This window comes from Pseudomonas sp. R1-7, assembly GCF_051132105.1.
In the GTDB taxonomy this organism is placed as follows: domain Bacteria; phylum Pseudomonadota; class Gammaproteobacteria; order Pseudomonadales; family Pseudomonadaceae; genus Aquipseudomonas.
The window spans coordinates 3,360,665-3,382,768 of record NZ_CP071661.1 but is presented as its reverse complement, the minus strand read 5'-3'; the positions used below and the strand labels follow the sequence as shown (position 1 = coordinate 3,382,768).

Genomic DNA, 22,104 nt, shown 5'->3' with positions numbered 1-22,104 from the left:
GGTTCAGAGCTCCGCGTACAAGCGACCGGGGTTGAAAATGCCCCGTGGGTCGAGTTGGCGCTTCAAGTTCCGGTGATAGCGCATCAGCGCGTCAGCCAACGGTTGGAAGGGGCTGTCGGTCTGGCCAGGGGTGTAGCAGATCGCGTGTCCACCGACTTGTTCGACGAGCGAGCGGATGAAGGTCGCTTCGGCGCCAGACTTGAGCCAACGCTGGGCGCCGCCCCAATCGATCAACTGGACGCCCGGCAGCGGCAGTCGGGGTGTATCAAGTGGCAAGGCGAGGCGCCAGAGGGGCCGCTCCTCATCGAAGAAATACAAGCGGTGTTCATTCAAGTCCTGCCAGTACGAAGCGTCCAGCAACTCGCCGCCCAAACGGTCGCGGGCCGCCGCCACCGAGCCTTCTCCGCCTTCAAGCCTGAGGTGCAGGCGCTGGCCATCGTGGCACGCGGCGCTGATCGGCAGGGGTTGCTGGCCCCATTCCGCCAGGCGCGACAAAGCCCTAGCGGCATCCATTTCGAGACTGATGCTCAAGGTCTGTCGCGGTTTTGGCAGGACCTTGAGGGACACTTCGGTCACCACGCCCAGCGCGCCGTAGCTGCCCGCCATCAAGCGTGACAGATCATAGCCGGCAACATTTTTCATGACCTCGCCACCGAAGCGCAGGTGCTTGCCCTGACCGGTGATGACCCGAGTGCCAAGGATGAAGTCGCGCACCGACCCCGACCAGGGGCGTCGCGGCCCGGAGAGTCCGCAGGCGACCATGCCGCCCACGGTGGCGCTGTCACCGAAGGCGGGCGGTTCGCAGGGCAACATCTGCTGCGACGCGTCGAGTATTTCGGACAACTCTGCCAATGGCGTACCACAGCGAGCAGTGATCACCAGTTCAGTCGGGTCGTAGCTGACGACGCCCCGGTGGGCGCGGGTGTCGAGTACTTCACCTGCCACGCTGCGGCCAAGGAAGGCCTTGCTGTTGGAACCCTGGATACGCAACGGGGTGGCGTTTTCCAGCGCCTGGTTGACCTGCTCCAGCAGCGCAGCGCTGTTGTCGAAATCCTGTTCGCTGCCCATCAGAAACGCTCCAGCTCGGGGAAGGGCATCTGCCCCATGTGGACATGCATGGCGCCAAACTCGGCGCAGCGATGCAGCGTCGGAATGTTCTTGCCAGGGTTGAGCAACCCGCTCGGATCGAACGCGGCTTTGACGGCATGGAACACCGTCAGCTCATCGCTGTTGAACTGCGCGCACATCTGGTTGATCTTTTCGCGGCCCACGCCGTGTTCCCCGGTAATACTGCCGCCGACCCTCACGCACAATTCGAGGATCTTGCCGCCCAGCGCTTCGGCGCGATCGAGCTCGCCCGGTTGATTGGCATCGAACAGGATCAGCGGATGCATGTTGCCGTCGCCGGCGTGAAAAACGTTGGCGACCCGCAAGCCGTATTCAGCCGATAACGCCGCGATAGCCCGCAGCACACCAGGCAGTTCCCGGCGCGGTATCGTCCCGTCCATGCAGTAATAATCGGGGGAGAGGCGGCCCACCGCCGGGAACGCATTCTTGCGCCCGGCCCAGAAACGCACGCGCTCGGCCTCGTCGCGAGCCTGGCGCACTTCGGTGGCGCCGGCCTGCTCCAATACCTTGCGTACCCGGTCGCAGTCATCGTGGACGTCGGCTTCCACGCCGTCGAGCTCGCATAACAGAATGGCTTCGGCGTCCACCGGGTAGCCGGCGTGGATGAAATCTTCGGCGGCGCGAATCGCCAGGTTGTCCATCATTTCCAGACCGCCCGGGATGATGCCGGCTGCAATAATGTCACCCACGGCGCGGCCGGCTTTTTCAACGGAATCGAAAGCCGCCAGTAGCACCTTGGCCGTTTGCGGCTTGGGCAATAGCTTGACCGTGACCTCGGTGATTACTCCGAGCATGCCTTCGGAACCGGTGAACAATGCCAGTAGATCGAACCCGGGTGAGTCGAGGTTCTGCGAACCCAATGTCAGCTGTTCGCCATCGACGGTGAGGATGTCGACCTTGAGCAGGTTGTGCACGGTCAATCCGTACTTGAGGCAATGCACGCCACCGGCGTTTTCAGCGACGTTGCCGCCGATTGAACAGGCGATCTGCGAGGAGGGGTCCGGCGCGTAGTACAAGCCAAACGGCGCGGCCGCCTGGGAAATCGCCAGGTTGCGCACCCCCGGTTGAACCCTTGCGGTACGGGCGGCTGGGTCGATGTGCAAGATGTTGTTGAAGCGCGCCATCACTAGCAGCACGCCTTTTTCCAACGGCAGCGCACCGCCGGACAAACCGGTGCCCGCGCCCCGGGCCACCACAGGCACCTTGCGCGCATGGCAGAGCCGAAGCACGCCCTGGACCTCGTCGATGTGGCGCGGCAAGACCACCAGCATGGGCGTGGTGCGATAGGCGGAGAGTCCGTCACACTCGTACGGCTTGAGCTCCTCGGATTGATGCAGGATTTCCAGGTCGGGCAACTGGGCTTTCAGGGCCTGTAGCAGCGCGTTCTTGTCGACGTCAGGCAGGGCGCCGTCGACGCGTTCGTCGTAGAGGATGTTCATCGTTCGCAGGCGACACTCGGTTGTTTTTATTAGAGGTCTGTTCCGATACGGCTGACTTGCATCATTGGCCCGGGGCGTTCTACTGTCTATGGGGCGCTGCGCTGGTCGAACCAGTTCTTTAAGGTCGATCTGGCGGGATACTGAATAAAAATCCGTTAGAACAGTGACCTACGTAAGCAGTTGAACGCGCTTGAGGATTGTTTCGAAGCTGGTCATACCAGTGGGAGGTTCGATGGAAGGCGAAGAGACGGGCGGTAATCTTCAAGTCGCCGACGTGGTTTGCGAGCGCATCGAACGCCTGATCGTCGATGGTGTGCTCAAGACCGGGCAATTGTTGCCTTCGGAGCGGCGGTTGACGGAAAAACTCGGCGTCTCACGTACTGCGCTTCGCGAGGGGCTGAAGCTGCTGCGCGCTCGCGGGATTATCAAGACCGAGCAGGGCAAAGGGTCGTTCGTGGCCGATCTGTCCGGGCATGGCTTGGTGTCGCCGCTGATGCACCTGTTCAGTTCGCAGCCACGCACGCTTTATGATCTCTTCGAGGTCCGCAGCCTGCTGGAGGGCGAGTCCGCGCGTCTGGCGGCCTTGCGCGGGACCGAGGCTGACTTCGTACTGATTACCCGCAGCTACGAGGCCATGCTCGATGCCCATAGCCGTCCCTTGGAGGCCAGCGTCCACGCCCGGCTCGACCATGCATTTCACTTGGCAATCTGCGAGGCGTCGCACAATCCAGTGCTGGTGCAAACCTTGCGTTCGCTGACGGATTTGTTGCTCAACTCGGTGTTCGCCTCGGTCAACAATCTCTATCACCGCGAGCCGCAAAAGCGCCAGATCGACCGCCAACACGCCCGGCTCTACAACGCCGTGACCGGCCGCCTGCCGGAGCAGGCGCGCAAGGCGGCCATCGCCCACATCCAGAGCATCTGCGAAAACCTCAAGGAAATCGAAAACGAAGAGCAACGCCTGGTGCGTGCCACGTTGCGGCTTGAGGGATGGGCTTAGAGGCGGCGGTTGGACCCGTTCACCGATATCACTCACCACCTCCAGACCGAGCAAGCGCTTCCAGCACCTCGATCGCCCGCTGCGCATCTTCCCGCCCCACGAAAATGTGATCATGGTAGTAAGCCGCGATGACGTTGCAACTGATCCCCGCGTTTCCCAAGGCCGTTGCGAAGGCAGCGGTCAAGCCGACGGCGTCCAGGGCGGAATGCACGGTCAGGGTGATCCAGGCGGCAACATATTCGAAGTCCAGGCCCAGGGCCTGGGCCCTGTTGCGCTCGATGATCACGGTCAACCCTTCTTTTTCGCGGAAGCTGCCCAGGATCTCCTCGCCTTTGACGAGTTCTGGGTCAGTGATGCAGCAGAAGACGTAATCCCCGTCATTGAGCGTCGGGCTCATTGCGCTGAGTAGTTTCGCGATCGATTTCTCGCCTGACATGTCGGTTCACTCTTCGATGGAATAAGCGAGCCATTTTGCAGGAGTTTGCTGGCGGGTGTCGTTGAAGCTGATACCGCCTGTAACTACCTGCCTCCAGGGATCGAAGGGAGCAGGAATCCAAGCACCTCATCGATCAAATGCTCTGGCGCTTCTTCCGCAATGTAATGCCCCGACGGCAACGCTTTCCCTCGCACGTCGGTCGCGACTTTTTGCCATTCTCCAAGTGGATCGAAGCAACGGCCCACGACGCCGTCCGCCCCCCACAACGCGAGCAACGGGATTGAAAGTTTTCTGCCGGCTTGCCGGTCGCTTCGGTCGTGCTCCAGGTCGATGCTGGCGCTTGCCCGGTAATCTTCACACAAACCATGAGCTGCGCCAGGCAGCGCCAGGCAGCGCACGTACTCGGCAAAGGCGGCGTCAGTGAAAGGTGCCATGCCAGCGCTGCGGGTGCCCATGACGCTGCGCAGGTAAAGCTCCGGATCAGCCTCGATGAGCGTCTCGGGGAACGGGGCGGGGCGTATCAGGAAGAACCAGTGCCAATAGGCGCGGGCGAACGCTTCGTTGGTCTGCTCATACATCGCCAATGTCGGAGCGATATCCAGCGTGATCAAACGCTTCACTGCGTCCGGGTGATCCATCGCCATGCGATGGGCCACGCGTGCGCCTCGGTCATGGGCCAGCACGTCAAACTTCACGAACCCCAACGCGCGCATGAGCTCGAGCCCGTCCAGCGCCATTTGCCGCTTGGAGTAGGCGAGGTGCTCGGCGTCGCCTGCCGGTTTGTCGCTGTCACCGTAGCCACGAAGATCCGCCGCGACCACGGTGAAATGCTCCGCCAGGCGTTCGGCGATCTTGTGCCACATGACGTGAGTCTGGGGGTGCCCGTGGAGCAGGAGCAGGCCTTGGCCGCTCCCACCTTTGCGGTAGTTGACGGTGATGCCATTGACTTGGCATCGGCCCGATTCAAATGAGGCGAACATCGCGTGGCTCTCCTGCTGATGGTTGCGGTTATTGTAGAGCGCACGCGGTCAAGTACTAAGGCACTGCGTGTGACAGCTTTGTTCACGAATCGTGTGCAACTTGGCGCACCTCTGGCACAGCTGTCGCTGTGAATGCGACAACTGTCGCACGGCTTCGCGACCCGCTACACGCGCCGAAAGCCCCGTGGGACGAGGCTTGCGAAGCGTTTTCAAACGGTGGCATGGGGGTTGCTCCTCTTCTGGTGCGCAGCGCAATGGCTTCGCTACTAATAAGAACCAGGAGTCCTCCCATGACACAGATTGGCCTCGCCGTGCCTACTGCTTCTCGGAACGCGGCCCTTCGCATTCCCCTCAAGGCGCTATTTGTCGTGCTGGCGCTTACCTTCCATACCGTCCCGGCCTGGGCGCAGGACATGCCGGCGAATGTCGACGGCAAGCGCATCATCGCCGCCGACCAGGAACCCGGTAACTGGATGAGTACCGGCCGTACCTACGACGAACAACGCTACAGCCCGTTGAGCAAGATCAGCGACCAGAACGTCGGCCAGCTGGGGCTCGCATGGAGCTATAAGCTGGACCTGGATCGCGGTGTCGAGGCCACGCCTATCGTGGTCGACGGCGTGATGTATACGACCGGTCCGTTTTCGGTGGTCTACGCCTTGGATGCGCGCGACGGCAAGTTGATCTGGAAGTACGACCCCAAGTCTGACCGCAATCGTGCCGGTGAGGCCTGTTGCGACGCGGTCAACCGGGGTGTTGCGGTGTGGAAGGGCAAGGTTTACGTGGGCGTGCTCGATGGTCGCCTGGAGGCCATCGACGCCAAGACCGGCCAGCGCGCCTGGTCGGTGGACACCCGGGCCGATCACTCGCGCAGCTACACCATCACCGGAGCCCCGCGAGTGGTCAACGGCAAGGTCGTGATCGGTAACGGTGGCGCCGAGTTCGGCGTACGCGGATACGTCACCGCCTACGACGCCGAGACCGGCAAGCAAGCCTGGCGCTTCTTCACGGTGCCGGGTGACCCCAAGCTGCCGCCCGAAGACAAGGCCATGGCCATTGCCGCCAAGACCTGGCACGGCGACGCCTATGTGACCCAGGGCGGTGGCGGCACGGCCTGGGACTCCTTTGCGTTCGACCCGGACTTGAACCTGCTCTACATCGGCGTAGGCAACGGATCGCTGTGGGACCCGAAATGGCGGAGCCAGGCCAAGGGCGACAACCTGTTCCTCTCGTCCATCGTCGCGGTCAACGCCGATACGGGCGAGTACGCCTGGCACTACCAGACCACGCCGGGGGACGCCTGGGACTACACGGCCACCCAGCACATGATCCTTGCGGAACTGCCGATCGATGGAAAGCCGCGCAAGGTGCTGATGCAAGCGCCGAAGAATGGCTTTTTCTACGTGATCGACCGCGCCACGGGTGAGCTGTTGTCGGCCAAGGGCATCGTGCCGCAGAGCTGGACCAAGGGCATGGACATGAAGACGGGCAGGCCCATCGTCGATGATGAGAATGCCGCGTACTGGAAGGACGGCAAGCGCAAACTGGTCACGCCTGCGTTCTGGGGCGCCCACGACTGGCAGCCGATGTCCTACAACCCGAACACCGGCCTTGTGTATATCCCGGCGCACGTCATGTCCGCCTATTACGAACACATCCCCGAGGCGCCGAAGCGCAACCCGTTCAAGAGCATGTACCAATTGGGCCTGCGCACCGGGATGATGCCGGAGGACGCCGATGGGCTGTTGGAAATGGCCAAGGGCTGGTCCGGAAAACTGATTGCCTGGGACCCGGTCAAGCAGCAACCGGCGTGGGAAGTGCCCTATGTGACGATCTTCAACGGCGGCACCTTGAGCACCGCCGGCAACCTGGTGTTCGAGGGCAGCGCCGACGGCCGGGTGATCGCCTACGCCGCCGACAGCGGCAAGAAACTCTGGGAGCAGCCGGCGGCCAGCGGTGTGATGGCGGCGCCGATTACCTACAGCGTGGACGGCGAGCAGTACGTGACGTTCATGGCCGGGTGGGGCGGCGCCTTCTCGACCTTTGCCGGTGCCTTGTCCTTGCGCGCCGGGGTCCGGCCGTTTTCCCAAGTGTTGACCTACAAGCTGGGCGGCACGGCAAAACTCAACGAGCCGGCGCCGCTCGCCGAAACCCCGAAACCGCCGCCCCTGACCGGCGACCTGGCCGCAGTGGACGCCGGCGGCAAGCTCTACGACGGCTACTGCTCCCAATGCCACGGCATTCATGCAATCAGCGGCGGGGTGCTGCCGGACCTTCGCAAGCTGACGGCTGAAAAACATCAGATGTTCCTCGGCATTCTCTATGGCGGCCGGGTGCCGGACGGCATGCCGTCCTTTGCCGACGCCTTCACGCCGGAACAGGTGGAGCAAATCCACCAATACCTGATCAAGCGTGCCCACGACCTGCAGCAGGAAGGCGGCGTCTGGAAAACCTTCACCGCCAAATGAATGCCCCTGCATCGTTCCGAAACTGACCGCGAGAGCAAGCACATGACCGAGATCACTGATTACCAGAACTTCATCGCCAACGCCTTCATTCCCAGCGACCCCAGCATTGAAGTGCACAACCCGGCGAATGGCGCTTTACTGGCGCGGGTGCCAGAAGCCAGCGACGAGCAGGTTGAAGCGGCCATTGCCGCGGCGCGCAAGGCGCAAAAGAGCTGGGCCGCCCGCCCGGCCATCGAGCGCGCCGGCTACCTTCGCAAAATCGCCAGCAAAGTGCGCGACAACGCCGAACGACTCGCCCATATCATCACCGCCGAGCAGGGCAAGGTGCTGGGATTGGCGCGGGTGGAAGTCAATTTCACCGCCGATTACCTGGACTACATGGCCGAATGGGCACGGCGTCTCGAAGGTGAGGTGCTGACCAGCGACCGCGCCGGTGAAAGCATCTTCCTGCTGCGCAAGCCCTTGGGCGTGGTGGCCGGTATCCTGCCGTGGAATTTCCCCTTCTTCCTGATCGCTCGCAAGATGGCGCCGGCGCTGGTGACCGGCAATACCATCGTGATCAAGCCCAGCGAAGAAACGCCCATCAATTGCTTCGAGTTTGCCCGTCTGGTGGCCGAGACCGACTTGCCGGCCGGCGTGTTCAACGTCGTCAGTGGCGCGGGAGCGACGGTGGGGCATCACCTGACCCGCCATGCAGGCATCGACTTGATCAGCTTCACCGGCAGCGTCGGCACCGGCTCGCGGATCATGGCCGCGGCGGCGCCGAACATCACCAAGCTCAACCTGGAACTCGGTGGCAAGGCGCCGGCCATCGTGTTGGCGGATGCCGACCTGGACCTCGCGGTCAAGGCCATCACCGCTTCGCGGGTGATCAACACCGGGCAAGTCTGCAACTGTGCCGAGCGGGTCTATGTCGAGCGCAAGGTCGCCGATCAGTTCATCGAGCAGATGGCCGCCGCGATGGCCGCGACCCGCTACGGCGACCCGTTGGCCGAGGACAATCTGGACATGGGACCGTTGATCAACCAGGCGGCGCTGGACAAGGTGGCGCGGATGGTCACGGTCGCAAAGGGGGAGGGGGCCGAAGTGGTCACGGGCGGCGCGGTGGCCGACAAAGGCCAGGGCTTCCATTACCAGCCGACGGTGCTGGCCGGGTGCGGTAGCGAGATGGCGATCATGCGCCAGGAGATCTTCGGCCCGGTGCTGCCGATCCAGATTGTCGACGACCTGGACGAAGCCATCGCCCTGGCCAATGACAGCGAATACGGCCTGACCTCGTCGATATACACTCGTAGCCTGAGCGCTGCCATGCGCGCGAGCAACGAGCTGGATTTCGGCGAAACCTACATTAATCGAGAGAACTTCGAAGCGATGCAGGGTTTCCACGCGGGGGCACGCAAGTCCGGCATTGGCGGCGCGGACGGCAAGCACGGCTTGTACGAATACACCCATACCCACGTGGTTTACATTCAAGTCTGATCTGGCGAGAGAATGCCGGCACCCGCAAGGGCGCCGGCATTTTTTCAGGCTTATCAGAACTGATCGTTGGGCGCGACGACGCCGTGCTTTTTCATCTTGCGGTATAGCGTGGAGCGGGAGATGCCCAGATCCGTAGCGGCGGCGCTGATGTTCCAGCGATGCTGGCGCAAGGTCGCGAGCAGGCGGCGGGACTCCTCATCGCCCAACTGTTCGCCCAGATTGCCGCCCAACGGTTTGGTGTTGGCTGGCAATGACAGCCGTTGTGGCGCCAGCACTTCGCTGGGCAAGCAGTCCATGTCGATAACGCCGCCTTCAGCCAGGGCCACTGCGTAACGAAGGCTGTTGAGTAGCTGGCGGATATTGCCAGGCCAGTAGTAATCGAGCAGGCATTGGCGGGCATCCGTTTTCAGTCGTAGCGAGTGGGTTTCGTCCTGTGCCGCGAGCAACTGGTCGATCAGCGCGGGGCGATCGCTGCGTTCGCGCAGGGCGGGCAGCGCCAGGTTCATGCCGGCGAGGCGATAGAAGAGATCTTCGCGAAAGCGCTTCTCGCCGATCATGGCCGGCAAGTCCTGGTGAGTTGCCGAGATCACCTGGACGTCCAGCGCCACCGGCACTTCAGCCCCCAGCGGCGCGATTTCCCGCTCCGCCAGCACTCTCAGCAAGCGGGTTTGCAAATGGGCGGGCATGTCGCCGATTTCATCGAGAAACAGTGTGCCGCCATTCGCCAGTTCCAACTTGCCCTTCATGCCTTTTCGGTTCGCGCCGGTAAAGCTGCCGGCACGATAGCCGAACAGCTCGCTCTCGATCAGCGTCTCCGGGATGGCTGCGCAATTGAGTGCGACGAAAGGCCCTGCGCGACGATGGCTGGCCTGGTGGATCGCGCGGGCAAAGGCTTCTTTGCCGGTGCCAGTCTCACCGGTAATCAGGATCGGGATGCTTTTGTCGATCACCTTGCGCACCCGGCGGACGCTCTGTTGCAGTTGAGGGTCGAGGCCGGCGAGTTGCTGCAGGTCCGGGTGAGCGTCAGGGGCAGGACGGGCGATGGGGCGCGGGCGGTGCTGTTGAGAGGGGATTCGCAGCCCGACCTCCAGCAACGCCTCATCCCGAAGACCACGTAAACGCACGCCCTGAGCGCCGCCGTTGGTGAGTTTGAGCAATTCGTCCATTGTGGTGGGTAGCAGGCTGTCGATGGCTGTGCCCAGCAATGTCGGCCCCTCAGCCAGGTCCAGGGCGACAAAGGCTGCACGGTTGGCGCCGATGATGCGGCCGCTTTCATCAAGCGCCAGTAACTGTTCGTTGGCCAGGTCGGCGATTTCATCGAGGGGCTTGAGGGACAAGGTCAAGCGGTCGCGGTAGCTCTGGCGGAAATGTGCATTTTCGATCAGGCGCGCGTACATGATCACCAGTTGCAGCGTCAGGTACTGGCTTTCCCGAGGACCGTTGCTGTTCATGCAGGTTGCGTTCAGGCAGCCGCGCAGCAGGCCCTGCGCATCGAAGATGGGCGCTACCGAACAGCTCAGGCTGAAATTGGACGCCAGGAAATGTTCCTCCCGATGAATGATCAACGGCTGCGCGGCGGCCAGGGTTGTGCCAATGCCGTTGGTGCCTACCACCGATTCCTCCCACTGCGCCCCCACTACCAGCCCTGATTGCGTATAGATGTCGGGCTGGTCGGGCAGTCGAGAATCCAGGGTGATGCCGCGCTCGTCGCTCAGCAGCACGGCAAAGCCGGCGGGCACCACGCGCCGGGCCAGACCACTGACGCCCTGGCTGGCGATGGAAAGATACTGCTGGTGTTGTGCCTGATGGCGACGAATGTCCTCGGCGCTGAGGATGTTCTTGCGGCTCGCCGCGCCAGGGTCGAGCCGATGCTCCACGACGCTGCGGTACCAGGACTGCGCAATGACGCCATCGGGCTTCAGGCCGCGTCCGGAAAAATGATCATTGACGAAGGCCGCCAGTTCGCTGGGGATCGGCTGCGCGCTATGCAGGGTCATGAAAGGCTCCCATCGGGCGTGACGCCCGCGCAGGGCCTTCACGGCAATCTTGTTATTAGGGGATGGTCCGCGTTGCAAGTATCTACCATAGACCCAGGCGCGCGAGTTTTCAGCCATCATTCTCCGTTCAAAAGATCCACCGCAGCAAAACGACCCGCCCACCGATGCGCCTCACGAAACTGTTCAACAGCCGAACGATCACTTCGGCTGGCAAGCGCTTGAGCGGTGGTCTTACGCAGATCACTGTCTTCATCCAGGATCCAGACGCCCGGTTCCTTGTCCCGCAAGGCCATCTCACCGAAGCGGGTGCAGAGGACGGGCAGGCCCAGGGCGCGGTATTCGTAGTATTTGATCGGGTCGACCGAAGCGGTCAGGCGGTTGAGCTTGAACGGGATCAAACCCACTGAAAACGTTGCCATCGCCGCGATTGCACTGGCATGGGAGCACTCGGGGAGCAGCTTTATGTTGGCGGGGGGCGGCAATCGCCCATGCGCAACTCTTACCTGCGTCCTGGGCACAATGCCAGGCCGTTCACGGGCATCCGAATAAAAATAGGGCGCCACGTTGTCGATTTCCGCCATCGCCATTCGACTACCCTGTAGAGCCGCCACACGGACGGCTCGATCCATTCATTCCCAGGAGACACAAGCATGCGATTTATGGTGATCGTCAAGGCCAGTCCGGAATCGGAAGCCGGAGAAATGCCCAGCGTGGAACTGTTGGCCGCCATGGGCGCCTACAACGAAGAACTGGTCAAGGCCGGGGTGATGCTCGCCGGTGAAGGCCTGCATCCCAGTGTCCAGGGTGCGCGCGTGCGGTTTTCCGGCAAGGACCGGACCGTGATCAAGGGACCCTTCGGCCAGACCCGCGAGCTGATCGCCGGTTTCTGGATCTTCCAGGTCGGGTCTTTGCAGGAGGCTATCGACTGGGTCAAGCGCTGCCCGAACCCGATGGTCAGCGACAGTGAAATCGAGATTCGCCAGATCTTCGAAGCCGAGGCGTTTGGTGAGTCTTTTACCCCCGAGCTGCGCGAGCAGGAAGAACGCCTGCGGGCGCAGCTGTCCGATCAATCGTGAAATAGGTGACAGGAGAAAACACCATGAAAATCATTCCCTACCTGACCTTCGACGGTCGCTGCAAGGAAGCGTTCGCGTTGTACAAGGATGTGCTTGGCGGCGAGCTGTTTTCCATGTCTTTTGCCGAGGCACCCGAGGACGTCGGCATGCCCAAGGACGCGAACCTGATCATGCACGCTTGCCTGACCGTGGGTGATTTCAGCCTGATGGCGTCCGATTGCCCGCCAGGCCAACCGTATAGCAAGCCGCAAGGTGTGTCGGTTTCCCTCAACGTCGACAGTGCGCAGGAGGCCGAGCGGCTGTTCAAAGGCTTGAGCGCCGGTGGCATCGTGCAAATGCCTTTGGCGAAGACGTTCTGGGCGGAACGCTTTGGGATGTTCGAGGACCGTTTCGGGATCGCCTGGATGGTCAACTATGAGGGCAAGCAATAAGCCGGGTGTAACTCAGGTCGCCGGCCTGGAAGCCGTCGGCGACCTGAAAGGCGTCGATACGTGCAGAACCGGCTATCCTTTTGCAGAACCGTATTTTGGGCAAAAGGAACGCCATGCCAGACCATGATCGCGGCACCGGCTCCGGATGGGGTATCGCGGGTAATGCTCGTGCCTGTTCTATCAGGCTGCGGCTACTCTGGATGGCTACGACAACGATTTGCTGTCTTGTTGCGGCGACTTCCAGCCATGGCCAGGACCCGGCCGTCGAAGCGGGTGGCGCAGACGCCACGGTTACGGTGATTCAAGCCCAGGAAGTTGTCGCGAGGGCCACCCTCGGCGCCGCTCGTTGGAGCGGCCCTGAATCCGGCCCCAAAGCCCAGCGGGGCAAGAGTATTGCGCTTGTCGCCGAAGACTTGCGTAACGGAGGCATTGTCGGTGTCGCCCAAGGCGCTCGGGAGGCCGCCAGCGCGATGGGCTGGACGCTGAGAATATTCGATGGCGCAGGCACAGCGGCCGGGCGCGCGAAGGCATTTTCCGATGCGTTGGCCGCGAAGCCCGACGGTCTCATCCTGTGCGGTTCCGATGCCCTTGAGAACAATCCGGCGCTGACAGCTTTTGCGAAAAAAGATATACCCGTGGTTGGCTGGCACGCCGGGGTACGCCCCGGGCCGATCGAGGGCACGCCGGTGGCCATGAACGTCACCAGTGACCCGCTTGAAGTGGCTCGTCTCACGGCCATGGCTGCAGTGGCGCAGTCAAACGGACGCGCCGGCGTGGTCATCCTGACCGATTCCAGGTACGGCATCGCCATGGCGAAGGCCAAGGTCATGGAGAACGTCATTCGGGCCTGTCGGGAATGTACGTTGCTGGAGGTACGCGATGTCGCCATATCGGAAAGTAGCGAGAAGATGCCGGCGGTCACCCGGCAATTGCTTGAGCGCCATGGCAAGCGCTGGACCCACGCGCTGGCTATCAACGATATCTACTTCGACTATTCGATCGCCGCGTTGACCAACGCGGCAATACCCAGTGACGGCATCAGCCTGTTGTCTGCCGGCGACGGCAGCGCTTCGGCTTTCCTGCGCATACAGGCAAAAACCTACCAGACCGTTACCGTGGCCGAGCCGCTGAACATGCATGGCTGGCAAGTCATGGATGAATTGAACCGCTTGTTTGCAGGCCGGCCAGTGAGCGGTTTCGTCGCGCCGGTCCACTTGGTCAACGCCGACAATATCGCCTTCGATGGCGGGAAGAAATCCCAGTACGATCCTGACAATGGCTATCGGGACATCTATCGCCGCCTATGGAATCCCTGACGTTGAACATGATCTCCCGGCTTGGACGCCAGCTGTTGCCGCAATCGCTGCGCGCACAGTTCACAGTCGCTTTCTTGACGTTGGCGCTGCTGATCCTGGCAGGGGGAGCCACCGCAGTCTATGCGTTGCGCACGTCGAACAACGCCACTCGCCAGCTGACGGATGAACGGCTGGTGCGCATGCAGAACGGGCAAGACATGGTCCAGCGCACATTGCTGATCGAGCGCCAGACCGACCAGCTCCTGACCACACGTTCTCCCGAGGTCCTGCGCGCAAGCCATGCCGCGACAGTCGAGCAGCTCGAGGCCCTCGATCAACGGGTGCAGCAGCTGACTGCCGCGAACAGTGGCGTGGCAATCCTCGACATGCACCAGTCCAGCCAGATATTCCGCAACACGGCGAACATCGTTGCGCAACTGCGCGAGGGCCTCTTGCAAACCGAGGTCACCTTCGAGCAAAACCTGGAGGCGCTTACTGCCCGGTTAACCGCGGTACAGAGCCCGGCCAGCCTGGAACGGGCGGTGTTGCTGTTCGATCTGCCGCAGGCGATCGACAGCGAGGCCGTGCAACGACTGCGGGTCCGATATGAGCAGCTGTCGCGCACCGCGGGCAAGTCCGAAGCCGATGCGCAGGCGCCCGAGCTTTTTTCCCTGCGCCAGAGGATCATCAACCAGAACGACGTCACCAAGCGTTTCAATGAGCAATTGAAGAACGAGGCGGGGACCCTGGTCGCCTTGGCCCGCGAGCAATCGAATGCCTACACGCAAGACTATCGTGAAGCCCTGCAGGGTTTGGTCGAGGATTCGAATCGCAGCCAGCAATGGGTGCTGATCATGTTGGGCACCAGCCTGGTGTTCGCCTGGTTTGTGACCCGCGTGTTCATGGGGCGTCATGTGTTGGTGCGGCTTAATCAGATAAGCCGGCAATTGCGCCAGGAACACACCCACAAGACGCATCTGATGATGGCCGACCACGGAAACGACGAGATTGGCAACATGGCGCGCGCGGTGAACCAGTTTCTCGAGGACCGGCTCCAGCTGGAAAAAAGAACGGCCCAACTGAGCATTGCCACGGAGCGGCTGGCGGTGCAGAACAGCCGATTGGAGCAAGAGGCGATCATCCGCGCCGGACAGGGTCACGTGCTGGAACTGATCGCCAGGAGCACTGAACTGACCGAAGTCCTCGACAGCCTGGCCCACTTGGTCGAGTCCCAACTGGAGGGCATGATGGTGTCCATCCTGGTGCTGGATGAGGAGGGCAAGCACCTTCTGCACGGCGCGGCCCCCAGTTTGCCGAAAGCCTATTGCCAGCTCATCGACGGGATTGAAATCGGCCCCAACGTCGGTTCCTGTGGCACCTCGGCCTATCGCCGGGAACCGGTCGTCGTCACGGACATCCAGCAGGATCCGCTGTGGCAAGACTACCGTTCGATTGCCGCGCCCTATGGGTTTCGCGCCTGTTGGTCGACGCCGATCCTGTCCCATGAGCGAAAGGTATTGGGTACGTTTGCGCTGTATGCCAACACCGTACGCAGCCCCAGCCCGGCCGAGACGCAACTGATCGAGCTGGCGACACCGCTGGCAGGCATTGCGATAGCGCATCAGCTGACCGAAAAACGCATTCGCTTCATGGGCGACCATGACGCATTGACCGGGCTGCCGAATCGCACGTTGCTCGAAGACCGCCTCAAGCAGGCGATGCTGTATGCGCAGCGCTACAACCGGCTGGTGACGGTGGTGTTTCTCGATCTGGACAAGTTCAAGCTGGTGAACGATAGCCTTGGGCACAGCGCGGGGGATGAGCTGTTGAAAACCGTGGCCCAGCGCATGGTGGAATGTGTGCGTCGCACCGACACCGTAGTACGACTAGGCGGCGACGAATTCGTGATCGTCCTGTTCGACCAGCCCTCGGACCTCGACGGCGTGACGCCCGTGCTCCACAAGATCCAGGAGGCCATCCTGCGGCCGATCCACCTCAGCGGGCATACGCTCCACGTCACCTGCAGCATGGGCTTGGCCACGTACCCGGCCGACGGCAGCGACACCGACACGTTGCTCAGCAATGCGGACGCCGCCATGTACCGGGCCAAGGAGCTGGGCCGCAACAGCTTCCAGTTCTACACGAGCGAGATGAACAACACGGTCCAGGGTAAGCTTGCCATGCAGGATGGGCTGCGCAACGCACTCATCAATGGCGAGTTCCTGCTGTTGTACCAGCCACAAGTGGATTTGCAGTCAGGCCAGATCATCGGCGTGGAAGCGTTGATTCGCTGGCAACATCCGGAGCTGGGCATGGTGTCCCCGATCAAGTTCATTCCCCAGGCCGAAGAGACCGGGTTGATCGTGCCCATCGGCGACTGGGTGTTCCATGCCGCGTGCAGGCAAAACAAGGCGTGGCAGGACGCCGGCTTGCCACCGATCACCATGTCGGTAAACATTTCCGCCCGTCAGTTCATCGAAAGAGACCTGATCGACCGGGTCAAGCATGCGTTGCAAGAAACCGGACTGGAGCCGCGGTACCTTGAATTGGAGCTGACTGAAAGCCTGATCATGCAAGATCTTCAGCAAGCCATCAGCAAAATGAAGGCGCTGCAATCGATGGGCACCAGTCTCTCGATCGACGATTTCGGCACCGGCTACTCCAGTCTCGCCGCATTGAAGAGCTTCCCCATTGCGCGACTCAAGATCGACCAGTCTTTCGTGCGCGACCTGCCCGACAACGAAAACGACAAGGCCATCGCCACCGCCGTGATTTCACTCGGGCATAAACTGAACCTCAAGGTGATTGCCGAAGGTGTCGAAACCGAAGCGCAGCAGACCTTCCTGCGGGAAAACGGCTGTGATGAGATTCAAGGGTACTTTTTCAGCAAGGCGGTCAACGCGGAGCAGATCAGCCTGTTACTGCAGATGCCACGGCTGCCCCAATCAAGTCGGATGCTGAACCCGGAGTCGAAAGAACAGCAACACGCTATCAAGCGTCCAGGCCGCCCAATGCCTGGGCATTAAGCCAGCGTGTCATCGCGTTGATTCAGGGATAGTCGCCTGCCTGGCGAAAGCGTTACGATTTACCCGTCCGTACTGAGCGATACCCGAGCCAACCTATCCCGCCCGCATCCTCATCGAAGCCCATGAAAGCGCCCACTCCTCCGGTTGGTGAGGCTCTGTCGAGAGACCCTACAGCGTGAAAAAGATCATTAGAATCGATGACCTCCAGGTATTCGTGACCACGACGGACGCCGGCAGCTTTTCGGCGGCAGCAAGGTTGCTGGACATCTCTCCGGCGTTGGCCAGCGTCGCGGTGCAGCGGCTCGAGGCGAGCCTGGGGGTGCGGTTGTTCGTGCGGTCCACAAGGCGGTTGCGTTTGTCGGATGACGGCGAGCGATACCTGAGCCATGCGCGGCAGGCGCTCGAGGCATTGGACAATGGGGAGCTTGCGCTGGCGCAGGGGCGCGACGAAATTTCCGGGACGCTGCGCTTGTCGATGCCCTCGGACATCGGCCGCAACCTGTTGCTGCCGTGGCTGGATGAGTTCCAACAGTTGCATCCCAAAGTGCTGTTGCAGTTGCGCGTCAGCGACCAGGTGGCTGACCTGTTCACCGAGCACCTGGACGCGAGTATCCGTTATGGCCAGTTGGCTGACTCGAGTCTGGTGTCCCTCGCGCTGGAACCGTCCAACCGAAGGACGGTGTGCGCCTCGCCCGACTACATCGCACGCCATGGTCGCCCGAAAACTCCCGCCGAGCTGGGCAAGCACAACTGTCTTCGTTACGTGATGGGCGAGCAGACCTTCGAACGCTGGAGTTTCCAGACGCCGCAAGGCGTGGAGACCGTTCAGGTCCTGGGAAACCGCACCAGCGATGACGCCGATATCGTCAGGCGTTGGGCGGTGTCGGGGCTCGGCGTCGTCTACAAGTCCAAGCTCGATGTGATGGACGACATTCGCAGCGGTCGCCTGGTGGAAATCTTCCCGCCGGACTATGGTCAGCCAGCACCGCTGCAACTGGTGTGTGCCCATCGAACCTCGCTGACGCCAGCGGTCCAGGTATTGAGAGCGTTCCTGGCGGCGCGCTTCGAGCGCTATATCAGCGAATGAGTGGCCTCAACGTGTCAGCGGCCCGGGTCCTCGACGCGTAACAACACCCTGGTTACCCGTCGCTCTTCTACCTCCACCACCGTCATGCGCCATTCCTGCCAGCGAAGGGTATCGCCGATGATCGGCAAGCGGTCCAACAAACTCATCACCAGACCGGCAAGCGTCTGGTAATCCTCCGTCGCTTTCGCCTGGAAGCCGATATGTTCTCGCACCTGGCTGAGGTTCAGGGCGCCGCTGACGAGGAAACCGCCTTCGTGGGCGACGATGTTCGGCCCCTCGATTTCACTGGCATCCGGCAGTTCGCCGGCGATGGACTCGAGAATGTCGGTCATGGTCAGGAGGCCGACGAAGTCACCGAACTCGTTCACCACAAACGCTATGTGGGTCGACTCCTTGCGCATCTGTTCCAGTGCATTGAGGATCGTGAAACTGTCGAGCAGGTTGATGGCCTTGCGCGCCATCGCTTCCAGGTTCGGCTGATTGCCCGCCAGCATTTCCTTGAGCAATTCTTTCTTGTGGACGAAGCCCAGCGGTTCATCCACGCGTCCGTCCCGGATCAACGGCAAGCGCGAATACGACGAATGCATCAGCGTCGTACGGATTTCTTCCGGGGTGTTTGCCAGGTCGAGGTGATCGATTTGCGCGCGGTGGGTCATCACGCTGCGTATCGGGCGCTCCGCCAATTGGAGCACGCCGCTGATCATTACCCGTTCCCGTCGATGGAACACCTGTTCGGGTTCTTCGCCGGCCAACAGGTCGGATATTTCCTCGCCGACCTCGTCGGCACCGAGCTTTTGGCCACCCAGCAAGCGCAGCACCGCATGGGCGGTACGCTCGCGCATCGGCCGCTGGCCTTGCAGGCTCTTCTTGCGGCGGGCGCGCGCCAACTGGTTAAACAACTCGATCAGGATCGAGAAGCCAATCGCGGCATACAAATAACCCTTCGGAATGTGGAAGCCCAGTCCTTCTGCAGTGAGACTGAAGCCGATCATCATCAAGAAGCCAAGGCAGAGCATGATCACGGTTGGGTGGCCGTTGACGAAGCGGGTCAATGGCTTGCTCGCGATCATCATCAAACCGATGGAAAAAATCACCGCGATCATCATGACCGACAGATGCTCGACCATGCCCACGGCGGTAATCACCGCATCCAGGGAAAAGACTGCGTCCAGCACCACGATCTGCGCAACGATGGGCCAGAACAGCGCATAGGCGGCGTTGCCGGAGCGTTGCGCCACGTGGCCTTCGAGTCGCTCATGCAATTCCATGGTTGCCTTGAATAACAGGAACACGCCACCGAACAGCATGATCAAGTCTCGACCCGAGAACGTCTTGTCGAAGACCTCGAACAGCGGATTGGTCAGGGTGACCATCCACGAAATGCTCGCCAGCAGGCCAAGGCGCATCAGCAACGCCAGGGACAGGCCAATCACTCGCGCACGGTCGCGCTGTTCGGGGGGCAATTTGTCGGCCAGGATGGCAATGAATACAAGGTTGTCGATGCCGAGCACCAGCTCCAGCACGATCAAAGTCAGCAGGCCCAGCCATGCTGTGGGGTCAGCAATCCATTCCATGGTTTATTGGCTCCCTCGGCCAGTCAGTGCGAGGACTAGGGGGTGCGACGAGCCTGTGCCGGTCGCCGCGACGCTAGGGGGGAGGGTGTTCGTGGAAAAGCGACCGGGTGGTTCCTGAAGGGTGTTCATGCCGACCTAACGATTATTGGGGAAGAAATCCTACAACGATTTCCAGTGATTCCTACGAGGGGATTTATTACAGGATCTGACGAAGCAACGGCGAAGTGCAGCAAACCGTGTGATTTCAATGGAGCGGCGCGATACGTTTATTCGCGGCGGGCGTTATCTCGTTGCCGATAGAACTCCGCCCTGCGCCTGGCATCGTCGCGCTGTGTTTGTTCGTAATGCCTGCGTTTCTCGCGTGCCATGATTTCCTGGGCCTTCTGGTGCGAGTCGTTGTTCCGATCGGTTTTTTCAGCTTCGCGCTGTTGTTCCCAATACCGCAGATATTGTTCCCGGGCCTGGTCGAGATCATCAGCATGGGTCTGCCTGGCAGTCATGCAGACAACCGCTAAGGCGAGAGTCATGAAGGGGCGCATGGAAAAGGGTCTCCAGTGAGGCGGCAAGGACCGCGCATTTGGTAGACACCCGTCGCTGGAAAAGTTGCGCCTGGAAAGTGCCTTGGGTCCTAGCGCAACAGATGCACGACCAAGCCAACCAGCCCACAGCCAAGCAATACCTGGATCACGCCACGCTTGAAGCGAAACAGTGCGATCGCCGCACCGATTGCAATCAGTGCCGAAGGCCAGTCGAGGCTGCCGCTGAACCCGGTTGGCCAGAGCACGTGGTAGCCAAAGAAACACGCCAGGTTGAGGATGACCCCGACCACCGCCGCGGTGATGGCGGTGAGCGGCGCGGTGAACTTGAGCTCGTTGTGAGTCGACTCCACCAGCGGACCGCCGGCGAGGATGAACAGAAAGGAGGGCAGGAAGGTAAACCACGTCACCAGCGCCGCCGCAACGGCACCGGCCAGGAACATTTGATCGGCGCCAAACACCTGCGAGACATAAGCACCGATAAAACCCACGAAGGCCACGACCATGATCAGTGGTCCGGGGGTGGTTTCCCCGAGCGCGAGGCCGTCGATCATCTGGGTCGGGGTCAACCAGCCATAGTGGCTGACCGCGCCTTGATACACATAGGGAAGCACCGCGTAAGCACCGCCGAAGGTCAGCAGTGCGGCCTTGGTAAAGAACCAGCCCATTTGGGTCAACGTGCCTTCCCAGCCAAACAGCGCGGTGAGAGCGCCCATTGGCAGGGCCCACAGCGCTGCGCCAAGCAATGCCAGGAACACGAGCCTTGGCCAACTGAAGCGGGCATGCTCGGGCGTGGGTGTTTCATCATCGATCAGGGCCGGGCCGAATGACTTCCTGGTGGCGCCATGTCCGCCGACCTGGAATTTCTCCGGCGCCAGGCGCCCGCCCACGTACCCGATCAACGCCGCGCCCAGCACAATCATCGGGAAGGGTACGTTGAAGGCGAAGATCGCCGTGAACGAAGCGGCGGCGATGGCCCACAGCCAATTGTTCTTCAACGCCCGGGAGCCGATTCGATGCGCGGCCTGCACGACAATCGCCGTCACCGCCGGCTTGATCCCGTAGAACAGGCCGGCCACCACGGGGACTTCACCAAAGGCGATATACACCCACGACAAGGCAATCAGGATGAAAAGGGAGGGCAGCACAAACAGGGCTCCGGCGATCACGCCGCCCCAGGTCCTGTGCAATAACCAGCCGATGTAGGTCGCCAGCTGCTGGGCCTCTGGCCCAGGCAGCAACATGCAATAGTTGAGCGCGTGGAGAAAGCGTCGCTCGGAGATCCAGCGCCGCCGCTCGACCAGCTCCTGATGCATGATGGAAATCTGCCCCGCAGGGCCGCCGAAGCTGATGAAACCCAGCTTCAGCCAGAACCAGAAAGCCACGCGCAAGCTGATCGGTTCAGGTCTCGGACGATCGTTTTCAGCGGCAGTTTCGGCGTGCTTGGGGGTCATGAGCGATAGCTTGGAAAGATGGGCTGTCGCTACAGTATCGGCTCAATGTGAAATTGGAAGCTTTTTGTCGAACGCGGTGAAAGACGACCGTTTTCCATCGCCGGACAGCGATCGCTGCTCATTCAAGCGTTGCCGACAGCCTCACGAAACATCAAGGTAAAGGCTGCTCCTTGACCTTGGTTGAAACGACCGCGTCGTAATCTCCCGGGCTTTTCACTTCATCGGAGACCCACATTCTTTCGCTGCGGCATTTGTATTTCACGCCTTTGCGCGGTGCCATGTCTTTCGCCGTTTCAATGCACATCTGCCTGGACGCAAAGGTCGGTCCGGTTTTTCGCTCTTCCACACAGCCTTCCATGCCACTACAGATCGTCATGACAAGAAAATAGACAGTCATCATCCTAATGTTGCTCCAGCGAGCGATGCGGTTGGTTACGTCCTGTGTCAGCGCGGTTTTTAGCGCCTGAACGCACAGCGGTCTCCCGGCGGATGATGAGCCTGCGCCCGATTCTTCAGCAATGGGACGCCAGTGCCATCTGTCGGGAAAATGGCGCGTTATATAAAAGTTTTTAAGGGTGGGTTTTTAGCGACGGATTGTTGACGTCACGAAGGGCGCCATGGCGTGCTTTTTTTGCCCATGAAGAGGTCGTTTTTCAACGTTTGTAATCAATGCTGCGAGCGCTTTGGAATCGATGTTT

At 61.2% G+C, this 22,104-nt stretch carries 18 protein-coding genes; 8 read left to right on the top strand and 10 right to left on the bottom strand.

All coding sequences use genetic code 11. From position 1 onward, the window contains the following. Positions 1–3: 3 nt before the first annotated feature. Together glcE and glcD are read right to left on the bottom strand one after the other, a co-directional pair. Positions 4–1,068, bottom strand: coding sequence for a glycolate oxidase subunit GlcE (gene glcE, locus J3P79_RS14980; protein ID WP_434603691.1), 1,065 nt, complete (start codon positions 1,066–1,068; stop codon positions 4–6). Beyond that, a complete protein-coding gene (gene glcD / locus J3P79_RS14975; protein ID WP_434603689.1) occupies positions 1,068–2,567 on the bottom strand; it encodes a glycolate oxidase subunit GlcD in 1,500 nt (499 codons plus the stop codon). The genes glcE and glcD overlap by 1 nt, the downstream gene beginning before the upstream one ends. Positions 2,568–2,799: 232 nt before the next feature. On the opposite strand from glcD, the gene glcC reads away from it, so the two are divergent. Then, positions 2,800–3,567 (top strand): transcriptional regulator GlcC, encoded by a 768-nt coding sequence (gene glcC / locus J3P79_RS14970; RefSeq protein WP_434603687.1) that lies wholly within the window; start codon positions 2,800–2,802, stop codon positions 3,565–3,567. A 28-nt stretch (positions 3,568–3,595) separates the two neighbouring features. Here the strand turns inward: glcC and J3P79_RS14965 are convergent, their stop codons facing one another. Both J3P79_RS14965 and J3P79_RS14960 read right to left on the bottom strand, forming a co-directional pair. Further along, entirely contained in the window at positions 3,596–4,003 is a 408-nt protein-coding gene (locus J3P79_RS14965; protein WP_434603685.1) for an ACT domain-containing protein, read from the bottom strand. 83 nt (positions 4,004–4,086) lie between these two features. Beyond that, positions 4,087–4,983, bottom strand: a complete 897-nt coding sequence (locus J3P79_RS14960) for an alpha/beta fold hydrolase (protein WP_434603683.1) — start codon at positions 4,981–4,983, stop codon at positions 4,087–4,089. A 290-nt stretch (positions 4,984–5,273) separates the two neighbouring features. Here J3P79_RS14960 and J3P79_RS14955 point away from each other — a divergent pair, with 290 nt between their 5' ends. Both J3P79_RS14955 and aldA read left to right on the top strand, forming a co-directional pair. Beyond that, entirely contained in the window at positions 5,274–7,451 is a 2,178-nt protein-coding gene (locus tag J3P79_RS14955; protein ID WP_434603681.1) for a PQQ-dependent dehydrogenase, methanol/ethanol family, read from the top strand. A 42-nt stretch (positions 7,452–7,493) separates the two neighbouring features. Beyond that, positions 7,494–8,930 (top strand): aldehyde dehydrogenase, encoded by a 1,437-nt coding sequence (gene aldA, locus J3P79_RS14950; RefSeq protein ID WP_434603679.1) that lies wholly within the window; start codon positions 7,494–7,496, stop codon positions 8,928–8,930. A 53-nt stretch (positions 8,931–8,983) separates the two neighbouring features. On the opposite strand, the gene J3P79_RS14945 is transcribed toward aldA, so the two are convergent. Beyond that, the gene (locus tag J3P79_RS14945; RefSeq protein WP_434603677.1) at positions 8,984–10,927 is read right to left on the bottom strand and encodes a sigma-54-dependent Fis family transcriptional regulator; all 1,944 of its coding nucleotides are present in this window, start codon (positions 10,925–10,927) and stop codon (positions 8,984–8,986) included. Between the two features lie 116 nt (positions 10,928–11,043). After that, complete coding sequence (locus J3P79_RS14940) at positions 11,044–11,514, bottom strand: hypothetical protein (RefSeq protein ID WP_434603675.1); 471 nt, start codon at positions 11,512–11,514, stop codon at positions 11,044–11,046. A 63-nt stretch (positions 11,515–11,577) separates the two neighbouring features. Between J3P79_RS14940 and J3P79_RS14935 the strand changes: the two genes are divergently transcribed. From J3P79_RS14935 to J3P79_RS14915, 5 genes are all read left to right on the top strand, one after another. Continuing rightward, positions 11,578–12,003 carry a YciI family protein gene (locus J3P79_RS14935; RefSeq protein ID WP_434603673.1) on the top strand — a complete coding sequence of 142 codons (426 nt, stop codon included), beginning with the start codon at positions 11,578–11,580 and terminating at the stop codon, positions 12,001–12,003. Positions 12,004–12,026: 23 nt separating this feature from the next. Beyond that, complete coding sequence (locus J3P79_RS14930; RefSeq protein ID WP_434603671.1) at positions 12,027–12,434, top strand: VOC family protein; 408 nt, start codon at positions 12,027–12,029, stop codon at positions 12,432–12,434. Between the two features lie 296 nt (positions 12,435–12,730). Next, positions 12,731–13,750 carry a substrate-binding domain-containing protein gene (locus J3P79_RS14925; protein WP_434611489.1) on the top strand — a complete coding sequence of 340 codons (1,020 nt, stop codon included), beginning with the start codon at positions 12,731–12,733 and terminating at the stop codon, positions 13,748–13,750. Further along, positions 13,738–16,755: an EAL domain-containing protein gene (locus tag J3P79_RS14920; RefSeq protein ID WP_434603669.1), complete on the top strand. Its 3,018-nt coding sequence runs from the start codon at positions 13,738–13,740 to the stop codon at positions 16,753–16,755. The genes J3P79_RS14925 and J3P79_RS14920 overlap by 13 nt, the downstream gene beginning before the upstream one ends. 184 nt (positions 16,756–16,939) lie before the next feature. Next, entirely contained in the window at positions 16,940–17,842 is a 903-nt protein-coding gene (locus J3P79_RS14915; RefSeq protein ID WP_434611487.1) for a LysR family transcriptional regulator, read from the top strand. Between the two features lie 14 nt (positions 17,843–17,856). On the opposite strand, the gene J3P79_RS14910 is transcribed toward J3P79_RS14915, so the two are convergent. The 4 genes from J3P79_RS14910 to J3P79_RS14895 all read right to left on the bottom strand — a co-directional run bounded on the left by J3P79_RS14910 (position 17,857) and on the right by J3P79_RS14895 (position 21,806). Further along, positions 17,857–19,416 (bottom strand): TerC family protein, encoded by a 1,560-nt coding sequence (locus tag J3P79_RS14910; protein WP_434603668.1) that lies wholly within the window; start codon positions 19,414–19,416, stop codon positions 17,857–17,859. Between the two features lie 266 nt (positions 19,417–19,682). Then, positions 19,683–19,955: a hypothetical protein gene (locus J3P79_RS14905; protein WP_434603666.1), complete on the bottom strand. Its 273-nt coding sequence runs from the start codon at positions 19,953–19,955 to the stop codon at positions 19,683–19,685. Between the two features lie 89 nt (positions 19,956–20,044). Then, entirely contained in the window at positions 20,045–21,406 is a 1,362-nt protein-coding gene (gene chrA / locus J3P79_RS14900; protein WP_434603664.1) for a chromate efflux transporter, read from the bottom strand. Between the two features lie 151 nt (positions 21,407–21,557). Further along, the gene (locus J3P79_RS14895; protein WP_434603662.1) at positions 21,558–21,806 is read right to left on the bottom strand and encodes a hypothetical protein; all 249 of its coding nucleotides are present in this window, start codon (positions 21,804–21,806) and stop codon (positions 21,558–21,560) included. Positions 21,807–22,104: the final 298 nt, after the last annotated feature.